At 40.1% G+C, this 13,184-nt stretch carries 9 protein-coding genes and 1 riboswitch; of the genes, 7 read left to right on the top strand and 2 right to left on the bottom strand.

The annotated features are described in order from the left end of the window. Positions 1-21 precede the first annotated feature (21 nt). The 7 genes from VIB_RS05035 to mgtE all read left to right on the top strand — a co-directional run bounded on the left by VIB_RS05035 (position 22) and on the right by mgtE (position 10,775). Complete coding sequence (locus tag VIB_RS05035) at positions 22-1,617, top strand: site-specific integrase (protein ID WP_004394903.1); 1,596 nt, start codon at positions 22-24, stop codon at positions 1,615-1,617. Further along, positions 1,614-3,380 (top strand): hypothetical protein, encoded by a 1,767-nt coding sequence (locus VIB_RS05040; protein WP_004394904.1) that lies wholly within the window; start codon positions 1,614-1,616, stop codon positions 3,378-3,380. The genes VIB_RS05035 and VIB_RS05040 overlap by 4 nt, the downstream gene beginning before the upstream one ends. 30 nt (positions 3,381-3,410) lie before the next feature. After that, positions 3,411-4,331: an IS5 family transposase gene (locus VIB_RS05045; protein ID WP_004393905.1), complete on the top strand. Its 921-nt coding sequence runs from the start codon at positions 3,411-3,413 to the stop codon at positions 4,329-4,331. Between the two features lie 210 nt (positions 4,332-4,541). Beyond that, complete coding sequence (locus tag VIB_RS05050) at positions 4,542-6,524, top strand: site-specific integrase (RefSeq protein WP_004394905.1); 1,983 nt, start codon at positions 4,542-4,544, stop codon at positions 6,522-6,524. Beyond that, the gene (locus VIB_RS05055) at positions 6,521-6,979 is read left to right on the top strand and encodes a hypothetical protein (protein ID WP_004394906.1); all 459 of its coding nucleotides are present in this window, start codon (positions 6,521-6,523) and stop codon (positions 6,977-6,979) included. Before VIB_RS05050 ends, VIB_RS05055 begins: the two co-directional genes overlap by 4 nt. A 316-nt stretch (positions 6,980-7,295) precedes the next feature. Beyond that, a complete protein-coding gene (locus VIB_RS05060; protein ID WP_004394907.1) occupies positions 7,296-8,318 on the top strand; it encodes a hypothetical protein in 1,023 nt (340 codons plus the stop codon). Positions 8,319-9,149: 831 nt separating this feature from the next. After that, positions 9,150-9,319, top strand: a riboswitch (M-box (ykoK) riboswitch). 97 nt (positions 9,320-9,416) lie between these two features. Further along, positions 9,417-10,775: a magnesium transporter gene (gene mgtE, locus VIB_RS05065; RefSeq protein ID WP_004394908.1), complete on the top strand. Its 1,359-nt coding sequence runs from the start codon at positions 9,417-9,419 to the stop codon at positions 10,773-10,775. A 132-nt stretch (positions 10,776-10,907) separates the two neighbouring features. Here mgtE and VIB_RS05070 read toward each other — a convergent pair whose 3' ends face one another. Both VIB_RS05070 and VIB_RS05075 read right to left on the bottom strand, forming a co-directional pair. Beyond that, on the bottom strand, positions 10,908-12,563 hold the full coding sequence (locus tag VIB_RS05070) for a phosphoethanolamine transferase (protein WP_004394909.1): 1,656 nt from the start codon (positions 12,561-12,563) through the stop codon (positions 10,908-10,910). 2 nt (positions 12,564-12,565) lie between these two features. Further along, the gene (locus VIB_RS05075) at positions 12,566-12,925 is read right to left on the bottom strand and encodes a diacylglycerol kinase (protein ID WP_040904196.1); all 360 of its coding nucleotides are present in this window, start codon (positions 12,923-12,925) and stop codon (positions 12,566-12,568) included. Positions 12,926-13,184 lie beyond the last annotated feature (259 nt).

Raw genomic sequence — 13,184 nt, forward strand, 5'->3', positions numbered from 1 at the left:
ATGCACAGTGTGAGGTTTAGTATGTCAGATAACGATGAAAATCAGAAAAAGGTCATACGAAAAGAGGTAGAGATTTCATCTATCCCTAACTTCGTTTACGAGAAACCATTGGTATCCATTGATGAGAATGGCGAACCTCAGACTACATACCGTGCCAATGGCAATAAGACCCCCATTAAGAAACTCTCCTTACTCTATATCGCTGGGTATGACGACAAAGAAAACCTAATCAGCTACCAACCATTAGACATGGTCAATGAGTTCTTATTGTCGAAAGCAATCGATGATGGTGTGCTTGAGCTTGGTACAGATGCACAGGGGCTTGCCCATTACTTCAGCTTCGTATTGGATAAACAGGCAGAGTGGGATGCTGAATACGATGAAGGGGACTTTGACCCTCTCTATGATGACCCCCGTCCAGAATGGGGGGCTTTCCCCCGCAACAAACAAGAGCGGTTAACCTACCAATATCGGGATGGAATCAAACAGCTCGCTATTGATGGTGTATTGGCTAAAACAACGGCTAGACAATATATGAGTAGTGTCGTTAGCTTCTATAAACATTGTCTTCGCCAAGGCATCCGCTTTAATAACCCTCCCTTCCAGTTTGAGACCGTGAATATCCATTTCGAGGCGTCTGCATCCAGTATGAAAGCTTACCAACGTAAGCAGGTGCACACGACAGATATGCGGATTAAGTTTGCTAAGTCATCTCGCAGTGGCGGCACAAACCTCAGCAACCTACGTCGAGACCTAAAACCGTTTACTAATAATGAATGGAATATCTTGCAAACTATATTAATGAAATCCCGTAGGGTGGTTCGTCATGGTCACAATAATAAACTGCACTCACTGCCGATTGAGTTTTGCCTGCACCCAATGATTTGCCGTAATACTGGATTGCGGCGTGAGGAAGCGGCGAGCCTTCATTTGGGACAGATTGTTAACCCCGAAACAATGATTCAGGACGGTAAAGAGGTGTATAAAAAGCCTGTGATGGACTTGGGTGTCGGAGATAAATACCAATCACTCACAAAGACGGCTGAGGGCTTCGCAGAGACGAATAAAAGCCGCGTTACCATCATCCCTGCCACATTAATGAAGATGCTTTACGATTACTCGCAGTCTGACAGGTATCAAAAGCGCCTTGAGAAATTCAAAGCATGGTGCAGGGAGCAGGTTGAGGCAGGTAATACACATTTCTTTGAGGGTGACGATGCCATTAACCCCGAACTGGAATACCTGTTTATTACCCAGTCTGGGAAACCCATGTTTACACGGCTACAAGACTTTACTGGGCGCTGGGTGGAAATTCGTAACACTGCAAACCTAACCCAAGGTCTCGACAAACCGATTGTCGGCTCCATACATAATTTACGCTCAACATTCGCTGTGAATATCTTTCGCCACCTTTTAAATAAAAAGGATGAGTATGGCAATCCGTCAATCACACCCGATGAGGCATTGGATAGGGTATCGGCTTTGCTAGGTCATGAAGATAGAGCAACAACCATAGAATACTTGAAAATTGCACAGGATATGCCCTCTGCCGATGAAATCTACGAAGACGTACTGGACTATATTGGTGCTTTTGATGATTTGGAGGTGGCACTATGATCCAAGGACGAAAGCGTACAAAAATTACGATAGAAAAGAGCAGCGCATCAGTTATCCCATTACGTTTTGAGGATATGGTTTTAGATTCTGGCAATGGACTGAAAGCCTACACTCACCGCCTGCGCTACCGTCACGTTCCGACAGTAGGACAAATAAAGTCAGGAAATGGTGTGTTGGCGAATCGGGATAACCTTGTAAAGGACATACATCAGAGGTTAAACCCCTTACCTAAAAACAAGACAAAGCAAGGTTATTTTTCTGGGCTTGTTAATTATTTCCAATATCTTGATGGCATTGATTGTCAAGATGCCCTTTTCAGTAATGCAACCATGATTAATTGCATTAAACATTTCAATAAATTACGCGAAAAAGGTGAGCAGGTATCGATAGCACAGCAGATTAAATGCAGCTTGTCTTTTCTATTAAAGCAGTGGAATCGAGAATCTGACCTTAAGATGTTGCCAGAAGTTGCAGCTCCCCCTTTAGTTGCAAATAAGGCGTTTCATGTGGAAACAGAGCTTAAGCCTTTATCCAAGGTATTGGTTAAGGGCGCTCTGACCTTTCAGGAAGCGATTGAGAAAAATGAGTTGTTAGATCTTCATCCGTTCTTTGATGAAGAACGGTTTAATGAACAAGCAAAACGTCATGGCTGGACACTACATCAAATGGGCACTAAGAAACATGGCTTTAAGAAATGCATGAAACCCACCCCTCCAAACCTAAAGGAAAGCCCGCTTCCACTTAAGAAGCTCAATCGGCAGATATTTTATAATCAGGCATCCCGCAATTGGTTTTTTGTGTTCTCAATGCTGACAGGCATGAATACATCAGTGCTCGCTAATGTGCAGCATAAGGACGTTTTATTTAAAAGTATTGGCAGTGGGCGGTTTGTTTTTGGCGGTGAAAAGTTCAGGGCAGGTTATAAGGGGGTGGATAATAGCGTCGGTTTTAGTCTTCGAACCAAAGAGCTGATTACGCGATGGCTAAAATCATCTAAGGTGATGTATCAATCACTGGATATCCCGCTGTCAGAAGAGCTGCCACTTTGCCCTTTTTTTAGTATCAGCGGTGAGGTCAGGACATTCAATGCCCATGGCTCCAATGCTAGCTACATTAATGCTCAGCTTGAGAAAATAACAGGGTTACAGGTTACTGCAAGTCGATTCAGGGCAACAAAGTCTGATGTACTTATGCGAGTGACAGAAGATATCTTCCTTGTGTCACAGGGGCTAAATAATACTGTGAACGTTGTCGCCAAACGCTACTCTAGCGGCGTTCAGGCAGACCATGATAATAATCTCAATGCTACGTTTGGTGCGTTAAGTGCTGCTGCCAAGGGCGAGGAGATTGGTAAAGCTATCGAGAATGCAAAGGCAATGCGCAGCGATATTTTGTCAGATTATGATTATAAGAAATTGCGTCACCGTGAAAGTAAAGAGCAGCCATTGATGACAACACCCAGTGGCATCAAATGTGCTGGGGCAACACCAGAGAAGCTTGCCGCTGAGGCGCGGCGCATGAAGCAGTTGGGTATTGATTCTTCAAAAGATACAGGTCGCTGCACGGATTTTCTTGCTTGCTTTGATTGTGACAGCCATAAATTGGTGGCATCAGAAGATGACATCTGGTTAATGCTGTCATTCTTAGAGCAAATTGAAGACCTAAAAGAAATGGTGTCAAGTAATTCTACACCGAAGAAAGAGTATTTTGTGGTGGCTTTGTTGCTTAAATCGATGGAACTAAATCAAGAAGCTACGATCTGATCGGCTACATCCATTAATCGTCGTAGCCTAATGCCTAAACCTCGTTACAAAACAACCAACTGGAAGCAGTACAATAAAGCCTTAATTAATCGTGGTTCACTGACCTTTTGGGTTGATGAGGAAGCGATAGCTGAGTGGAAGCAAAGCAAACAAGGCAAGCGTGGTAGACCACGCCAATTCAGTGATTTAGCCATTACGACTGCATTAATGGTGAAACGAGTATTCTCTATGCCATTGAGAGCGCTGCAAGGATTTATAGACTCAGTATTTAAACTGGCTAATATCCCGCTATTTTGTCCGCATTACACCTGCATAAGTCGTCGAGCTAAGGAAGTTGATGTTTCATTTAAAACTAAAACCAGAGGAGCGATACAACATCTAGCCATTGATTCCACTGGTCTCAAGGTTTATGGCGAAGGTGAATGGAAGGTTAAGAAGCATGGTACTGACGGGAAGCGTAGAGTTTGGCGTAAACTGCATATTGCAGTAGATGCCAGCACTCACGAAATAGTCGCAGCAGAACTGAGTTTCTCTAACGTAACCGATGCTGAAGTGCTTCCCAACTTACTTAAGCAGACACGTCGTAAAATCATTGAAGTATCAGGTGATGGAGCTTATGACACAAGAAGCTGCCATGAAGCTATACGAATCAAGCGAGCAGTTCCGCTCATCCCGCCACGAGAAGGGGCAGCTTTCTGGGAGCAAGGACATCCTCGCAATTTGGCGGTAGGTTGTCAGAAGCTCTACGGCTCAAACAAAAAGTGGAAAAAGCGGTATGGTTATCATAAGCGCTCTCTATCAGAGACAGCCATGCATCGAGTGAAACAGTTGTTAGGTGGGAAATTAAGCCTAAGAAATTACAACGCTCAGGTTGGCGAGACTTACGCAATGATCAAAGCGCTGAACAAGCTTACGGGGCTAGGTATGCCTGAAACTCAGTATGTTGTTTAAAAATGAAGCATTATGGGCTGGTATGCCTTTTCTCTGAATTAAGCAACAAAGCCTTTTGTGGTGGAAGGCATATTGAAAAAAGTCCTTGTCAGGCTGAAACAAAAAGCGCCTAAAAACTACGCTAAAGCAAAGCAAATGGTGAGTGACGGAAATTACCACCCGCTTTACCAAGACCGAGCTAGCGCAAGCCAATTCTTTAAAGGATAACCTATGCCTGAAAAGCCTATACAGCTTCGCCAAGAGATAGCTGAAAATCCGTATGTGACGTTTGACTCCAACAAGAACGGTGTGTCGCGTCTCTTTGATCTAGTGTGGGACTTCCACGGCTTGAACCAAAATAAAAAAATAATTTCTTTTAAGCATATTGATGAGAAGTATCGCCTCGATATTCAGTCCTATCTTTATGCGCTAATGCAATGGCAAAAGAAACAATCGAACTCTGACTCCCATGTAGCTGTTAGTACGTTGATAAGTTGTAGAAATAGATTGAGCAGCCTTGCAACACACTGGGGAAAAAGTGAATTCAGCTTGCTTTCGAGTGAAAGAGAGTGGAAGAGATGCAGCAAAAAACTACATGGGATTGGAGGTAAAGAAATGTGCGGAAACCTTGCCTCTGTGATTAATGCACTAAATAAAGCTGGTCTTATAACGCGGTATGTTGCTAAAAGAGAGTACATTAAGTGGGTTAACCCTGACGCTAGCGAGGGGCAAGCCATTGCATTTCCTGAAGTGATTCACGTCAGTGTTTTAAAGACAGTTGTTGAGTTTGTGGAAATCTATCATCCCTATCGCCACCAAATTTCAGAGGCGATGGAAAAGCTTTACACCTATCAGGATGAAATGTTCAACGCTGAGCTTAAAGCGCTAGGCGTGAATGCCCTAAGTCATAGGCAAATGAAAACATTTCTTGTAAGGATGTCTCGCATAACAAGCAAGTGGCCCGAACGTAAAGCCATTCCTAATTTCTCATTTCATAGACGAGGGTCTTGGTTAGGAAAAATGCTCAGGATGTGCTTTATCTGTGTAGGTTTATTCTCCGCTGCCCGAAAGGAAGAGTTGCTTTCCATGAACAAAGATAGCTATGACGATTCACTGGTTGTTGTGCCCAAGGTTTCAGGATTTTCTACAAAAGGAAATAAGGGTGAAAGAATTTATACAACGTGGAATACTGCCCCTATCGCAAAGCTGGCATTGGAGTTAGCTTTTGACGCCACGCAAGCCGCAAGGAAATATTCGTTAAAGCGACTGGATGGCTACTATCAACATGGTCAGCTAACCCAAGACCAATATAATGCTAAGCGACAAGATCTTGAGAGTGCTTTTATTTCTCCTGATATCCCTTATGACAGTGAAGCGTTCATAGATAAAGCATCGTTAAAATACACGATTGATGGAGCTGGCGATGCATTGAATATGAAAGAGTTCAGCATTGCTGCAACCACTGAAGATGTCGATGAATTTAACCTGTTAAATCCGGAACGCGTAGGGAGCTTAAAAGTCGGAGGCGGTTTACCAAGACTTAGTCCACATGATTTAAGGCGGAGTTTTGTGGTCTTTATGGTGAAGAATCGTCTGGGCAACGCACTCACAGTTAAATATCAGTTGAAACACCGCAATATTAACATGTCCCACTGGTATGCGAATTATTCCGAATTGGCACGTACCAACCAACTGCTGATGGATACTCAGCTAATGAGTGAATTTGAGGAAGCCATTGAAAGTTCAGCGGTCGATGCATGGGATGAAATTTACAATGAATCAGACATCTTAAGTGGTGCAGAAGGCGAGCGCATAGCCCAGAATAACGCAGAGCGGCTAGCGCAGGGTGAAGAAATAGTTATGTCCCGAAGTGAGTTGCTCGCTTTGGTGAGGTCGGGTGACAAATCCATTGTATTACTGCCTACAGGTGGCTACTGCACCAACCGCAATTGTGAACGCCTTTGCTCATTGATGGACATTGTTGAAGCCCCCTGTGAGCATAAGATTATGACTGATAAAGCAGCCAAAAGGCTTTCAAGAGAGCGGGACAACCTTATTGCTTCATTCAGGGCAATCAATGGCATGGGTGATTATGCCAATGAGTTGATTCTGGATGCCAGAAAAAAGAAGATTCAGTCTATTGAACCAACTCTAGTCAAACACAGTATCCCTTTTGATTACTTCAATGATGATATTAAGGCGGTATGGTCATGAAAGTAGAGTATAAGGCAACCTGCAAGGCTGAGGGTCTATTGGTTAATGCATTTCAGCGACTATTAGATGGTAAGCCGCTTCATGTTAAGGCTACAGGCAAGCTCACGTTAAACCGAATCAATAATGAAGCCCAGTTTGGTAATAGCTATGTCCATAAGTTCAAAGCGTTCGTGGCTTACGCTAAACCTGTTATCGACGAATACAATCTCAATCGCGATAAGGCGATGACAACAGGTTTAGATATTGAGTTGGATGTCCCTTTATCTGAGCTTGATAGGCTAAAACATGAATTAAAAAAAGCCAATGAGCTTAAGGATAAATACAGGGTGCAACGAAACAATGCCGTTGAAGCCCGAAAGCATTTAGAGGCTGAAAATGCGAGGTTGCGTTTCAGGGTGTTTGACCTACAGCAAGAGCTGTTAGATGAAAATTCAGTTGTGATGCCAATAAAGTAGCGTTCATTCACGCTCAAAATTTAATGGGGCTTGGGGCGTAACACGTTTCTGCCCCGAAATCATTCAGCACTCGATTCCTGACCACTTTCCCATGTCAGTTCTTGACCTACATTTCCTAATAGCAGATTATGAGCCTAGTTGAATGCTTGCAACTATATAGACATGATCTGTAATTTGTGAGTGCAAGGAATAATATGACCGATAGAACAGTATGTTGCTGTTATGGTGTCTGTATTTTCTTAAAATATTATAAAGACAATGTCTGCTGAAAAGACACTGTTATAGCTTAACCCTAAATTGAGGTAAGGAGATTAAAGTGTCACCCAAAATTGCATTAGTTATTGGAAATGGTTTTTCCATGAGTTTTGGATATCATTCAGGATTACAAAGTAAATGGAATACACAGTCTTTTTTAGATTGGGATATAAAAAGCCCGACATCAGAAGACCTTTTAATAGATCTACTGCCTAACCTTAGTGCACTAAAAAATATTAGGAGCTATGAAAACGACTTTGAAGTGTTCGAATACCTACAAAGTGAAGAATACTGCAAGAATCACAAAATTGATCAACTGCAATGTTTTATTGAAGCAAGGCATTATCTTACGATAGCCTTTTCACATCTAGCTGTTGAACAAGCTCTTCAGTTTGATACTGACTGGTCATGGTTTCAATGGATGAAAAAACATCGCGATAATATAGCAGGTGCTTTTTCACTTAATTATGATTTGCTGCTTGAGAAATGCTTAGACCAACTTCGATTGCCTTATGACTCATGCCAAGTAAATGGTCACGGGAGTGGCATACCCCTCTGCAAACCGCATGGTAGTGTGGATTTTGAAATACTAGAAATAAAAGCCCCTGTAAAATATCCGTTAAACGGACGTATTGATTTGAATGACACTCCTATTTATCGGTTGAGCATCGATGAATTGCTTTATCCGAGGACTCAGCCACTATGTATCGTTCCGAACGAAAATAATAAGTACATCAACTTTCAGTGGGTTGAGGAAGTTAGTGGGAATTTTCAGGAAAATTTAAAAGATTGTACACATTGCATAATTATCGGCGTATCGTATTTTGACTGCGATCAACCCGAAATAGATCACATAATATCCAAGATTTCACCTTCGTGTGAAGTCATTATTGCTAATCCAACCCCACCTCCTGAATTGCTTGCGAAGTTGGAGGATTTTTCATGTACGCTTTGGAAATCGAATCAGGGACCTGTTGATGAAAGTGGCAACTGCATAATGCTAAAAGATCTCAACACAGGGAAAGTGCTGAGAAAATGTTTTTGTGGTAGCGGAAAAGCATATCAATATTGTTGTTCTATTTGAGTTCAAGCGCTATAACAAACGATCAAGGCTCAACATACTTTTCCTAATCCTACAGAGACGTTTTGGAGCATCAGGTCTAGCACGTTTCTGTCCAAAAGTTTGTTACGCAGGGGTGTGGTTGTATGTGGTTGTACAGGGGTGTGGTTGTATGATGCAAAGGAGTAGACCTTGCTTGTATAGCAGAGTGCAGTTCAGCAACAAAATGTTGAGAATTTCGGGGTGATTTTCTCAGGTCTTGGCTAGAGGAAAGGCTTTTTGTTGAGAAAACTATGAACCCATTGGTATTACTGGTCTCTCTCAGAATTCATAAAAACAAAAATTAATTCTTGAAACTGATAAACCATCCTAACAGAAACTAGCGGTATTAAGATTTTTCAATCTCTTATCTTATTAATCGCTGCTTTGCCACTATTGTTAGCGGCGGTTAGGATTTTTATATAGGCTACACTGACGGCTTAATAACACCAAATCGAAATAGATTAAGAGCTGTTAACAATCATCATTGATATCTTTAAAATATGCACTTAGTTAGTTATTTTCGATGTGTTTTTATTGGTTTTATTATTTTAATAGTTAATGAATTATGTGTTCTAGTCTGGATTAGTTATTTCCTATAGGCATCAATAATATAAGTATTCAAAGCAAAACTAATATATTTTCCTTTTTCTGTATTTTTAATGTATTCATAATTTGTATTTTTGATTTTTAATAAAAAATATTTATTGTCCTATGTTTTATTTTTTATTGAAGATTAAGCATATTTACATTGACCTTTTTTAACTAACCCTCCTATAATCCGCGCCGTTCAGTTAATGAACAGACTGTGTAATTACAGCATCTCGTTAGGCGAGGCTCCTGTACAAACATAGGCCACTGATCTCACGACATCCAGAGATGCCCAAGATCAGGACAGTTTTCATCGGATTAAGGTGTTAACCCAAGTGGCTTTCGCGTTTGCGAATACGTTGTATAGTGCTGAAGCTGGGACTCGGGGATGAATTATCCTACCATTTCCTTTCGCTCGTCAAATAACGGCTGTTTTCTTACATCATAGATCAATCAATTCAGGATATTCCTGAGTCACATGAGGTTAATGTGATGAATGTAAATGTAATGAAAAACACCCACTCAATTATTGAGACCGCACAAGTTAAGCAACTGAATGAATTTTCAAGAAAATTAATTCAGCCACGTTACCGTGAAAAATGGGTTGAGAAACTCGTTAAACTTTCTGATTCAGAAATTAAATTTGTATTAGAATCATTATCTAATCATGAAGTTTCTGAATTATTTAGTACGATTTCGGCCAATGCCACAGGAGAATTATTACTGTGCATTACACCACAGCAACTAAAAGAAATACTGCCTTTAGTTGCACCAAAGTTTATTGAGAATGCAATGCGTACCCTCGATGAGCAGGAGCGTGAGATTGTGCTCGAAGCGATGCCAATAGACGATTTAAAATACCATCGTGAAGCCTTGTTTTGGCCTGATGAATCGGTTGGCCGACATATGCGTTCAGATGTCATCACTTTACAAATTACTCAAACGGTAGAGCAAGCCAAGCAAACCCTTTATGAAGCTTGGGATATGCCAAACTTATTACACAACATGTACGTTGTGAACGAACAAGGGGCATTATTAGGAGAAATTAGTCCTAAAGCATTATTGGTTGCTTCATCAGAACAGTCGCTAATGATGATGGTTGAACAAAATAAGCTCGTGATTGATGCGATGGTTGATCAAGAGAATGCAGCCCGTTTGCTTCTTGAACATAATGTTCCAGTACTTCCTGTCGTTTATGAAGGCAAATTAGTGGGTTTTTTCTATCTAGAAGATGCCGCTGCGATTCTGGAAAAAGAAACAACAGAAGATGCTGAAATGCAAGGCGGTACGATTCCTCTTGATGGTAGCTATTTAGACACTACACCTTGGGAGTTATGGAAAAAACGTATTGTATGGTTATTAGTACTTTTTGTTGCTGAAGCCTATACTGGAACGGTGCTACGAGCGTTTGAAGAACAACTTGAAGCGGCAATTGCGTTAGCCTTTTTTATTCCATTATTAATTGGTACTGGTGGTAATAGTGGAACACAAATTACTACAACTATTATTCGCGCAATGGCGGTTGGTGAAGTCAGTTTACGTAATTTAGGGACAGTATTACGGAAAGAATTATCAACAGGAACTTTAATTGCCGCAGCAATGGCCGTTGCCGCTTGGATCCGTGCTTGGTCACTTGGTGTCGGTTTTGAAATAGGTTTAGTTGTAACGCTAACTATTTTAGCGATTGTACTATGGAGTGCTTTAGTTTCTTCAATTATTCCAATGGTATTACGTCGCTTGAATATTGATCCAGCGGTTGTATCTGCCCCTTTTATTGCAACATTAGTGGATGGAACTGGTTTGATTATCTATTTTGAAATTGCAAAATTAACTTTGCCTCAGTTAGCTTAATTATTAAAACCCCCTATCATCTAGTCATAGATATGATGATAGGGGTTTGTATGAAAATTTAATATATTTCAATTAAATTGCCAGTTAATAACTCAGTAGTTTGAATATGAATATTATTGTTTATTAAATTATTCAAAGTGATGTTCTACATGATTCAAATATGTCGAGTTCTGGCTGATAGACTTCGGTGTTAACATCCATAATTCCCAATAGAGAATGGAATATATTATCATGAGAGTACATTCCAATTTTATTTGCTGATTCTTGAAGACAATCATAATTAATATTTTTAATTTTTTGAAAACTAGGTGACATCCATACCATTAGTGGAACTTTAGTTTGATATTCAGGCGCTAAACGATAAGGCATTCCATGTAAAAATATCCCATTTTCTCCTAATGATTCACCATGATCAGAAACATAGATTAATGCAGTATGATAGCTTTTTTCTAATGCTTTAAGCTTATCAATGGTTTGGCGTAAAACATAATCGGTGTATAAAATCGTATTATCATAAGAATTAACGATTTGCTCTACTGAACAGTTTTCAATATCAGCGCGTGGGCAGTCAGGCATAAATGCCGCTTTGTCTTCAGGATAGCGTTGAAAATAAGTTGGTCCATGACTTCCAATGAGATGTAATGCGATTAATCGATTACCCTGCATGTTTTCTACATCTTGTTCAAAGTTTTCCAGAAGTGCCATATCGTAGCAGGTTTTACCATTACAGAGTTCTTTGTTTTCTGTTCTATCAATAGTGATTATATCAATATTTTTAGCCACCTCTTTATCACCACCATCATTCTCTTTCCATAATAATGATATGCCTGCACGTTTTAAAATATCGAGAGCATTATCTTGGTTATCCGCTTTTTGACGATCAAAATTGGAGCGTGTCATTGAAGAGAATAAACAAGGAACAGATACAGCGGTCGCAGTACCGCATGAACTAACATCTTGGAATGAAATGATAGGCAGTTCATCGGTATAGGCGTTGGTTTTTCGTGGATAGCCATTTAATTGATAGTTTTGAGATCGCGCCGTTTCACCCATGATGAAAACAACAAGAGTAGGTTTAGTCTCGGCACTTTTTATAGCCTGAGCAGATTGTTGCGCATCTTGGCCTATTTCTCGATACGGTAGGGGGGTAATAAAGTAATTATTATTTAAATACTTTACTGTACTATAAATAAAATGTGTCGGAATAATAATTTTATTGAGATAGGAATTGTTTCTACCAACAGAAACATAATCTTGATAATAAAATGCAGCGATAAGAAAAATAATACAAAGCGAAACTAATAAACTGATTAGTTTCTTTATTATCAGATTAAAGAATGAGCCGCCTAGCGTTAAGCGGATTTTGGCAATAATAATGGCTGGTATTACGCCAATAATTAGTGTCCATAAGATAGAGTAACCACTAAGATAAGATCCTACTTCACTGCTATCTGTTTCTATAATATTGGCGATCATCGTTGTATCAAATATGGTGCCGTAATTGTATCCTGCATAGCTGACTAGCGATGACAGCAATAATAGAATGATGAAAAAAGGTTTACTCAACCAAGGCCAACTAAACAATTGAAAGAGAAAATTTAAAACTGCCAAGAAAAACAGTGGAATAGAAATAATAAAACCTATTTTAACGCTTTCAAGATTATTAATGATGGTAAATAACGATTTATAAACTGGAAGATTAATTATCGTTGCAAAGTAAAGTGCAATAAATAAAGTAAAAGTATGGTACGAGATTTGTTTTTTAAGCAGAGACTTGATGTTATTCATGATTATTTCACTAAAATAGAAAGCCAGACGAAACCAGCCAGTAATAAACTGATAAAGACGGCAGCAGAACCAATATCTTTGGCTCGTCCGCTTAATTCATGCCACTCATCTCCAATACGATCAACGACAGCTTCAATTGCTGAATTTATCAGCTCAACTGTCAGTACCAGAAGTAAGCTAGAAATAAGTAAGATTCGTTCAATATTTGAAACAGACATGAAGAAAGTGCTCATTATCAATACAACACAGGCGAGTAGTTCTTGACGAAAAGCCGCTTCGTAAAGCCATGCGGCTTTTAGCCCTTTTATCGAATAGCCCGTCGCGTCAATGAGGCGTGAGAGGCCAGTTTTTCCAGGTTTCACAATAAGCAGCCTATATAAAGTTAACTCATTAAGGATAAAGAGTTTTTGACAAGCCTTAAGACGGCTCTAATGCCGATCAAGTCTTGCGAATTGATGAGAAAAGTTGAAATGACTCACAAATGGTTGTTGTTTTGTCATTTGTTTTATCAATAGTGGAATCTACAGGTTTTTATGATCAGACACCGTCTGAATGCGTCATCGTTTGTATGGATATGTATGAAAAGCAGGTTTTTTAGTCGGTCAGTTATTTATCTTGGAT

It is taken from the genome of Vibrio metschnikovii CIP 69.14 (genome assembly GCF_000176155.1).
GTDB classification, from domain to species: domain Bacteria; phylum Pseudomonadota; class Gammaproteobacteria; order Enterobacterales; family Vibrionaceae; genus Vibrio; species Vibrio metschnikovii.

Excerpts from the sequence above, each read along its gene's own strand:
- VIB_RS05050 (WP_004394905.1), top strand. The coding sequence starts at position 4,542 with ATGCCTGAAAAGCCTATACAGCTTCGCCAAGAGATAGCTGAAAATCCG.
- VIB_RS05055 (WP_004394906.1), top strand. The coding sequence starts at position 6,521 with ATGAAAGTAGAGTATAAGGCAACCTGCAAGGCTGAGGGTCTATTGGTT.
- VIB_RS05040 (WP_004394904.1), top strand. The coding sequence starts at position 1,614 with ATGATCCAAGGACGAAAGCGTACAAAAATTACGATAGAAAAGAGCAGC.
- mgtE (WP_004394908.1), top strand. The coding sequence starts at position 9,417 with ATGAATGTAAATGTAATGAAAAACACCCACTCAATTATTGAGACCGCA.
- VIB_RS05035 (WP_004394903.1), top strand. The coding sequence starts at position 22 with ATGTCAGATAACGATGAAAATCAGAAAAAGGTCATACGAAAAGAGGTA.
- VIB_RS05045 (WP_004393905.1), top strand. The coding sequence starts at position 3,411 with ATGCCTAAACCTCGTTACAAAACAACCAACTGGAAGCAGTACAATAAA.
- VIB_RS05070 (WP_004394909.1), bottom strand. The coding sequence starts at position 12,563 with ATGAATAACATCAAGTCTCTGCTTAAAAAACAAATCTCGTACCATACT.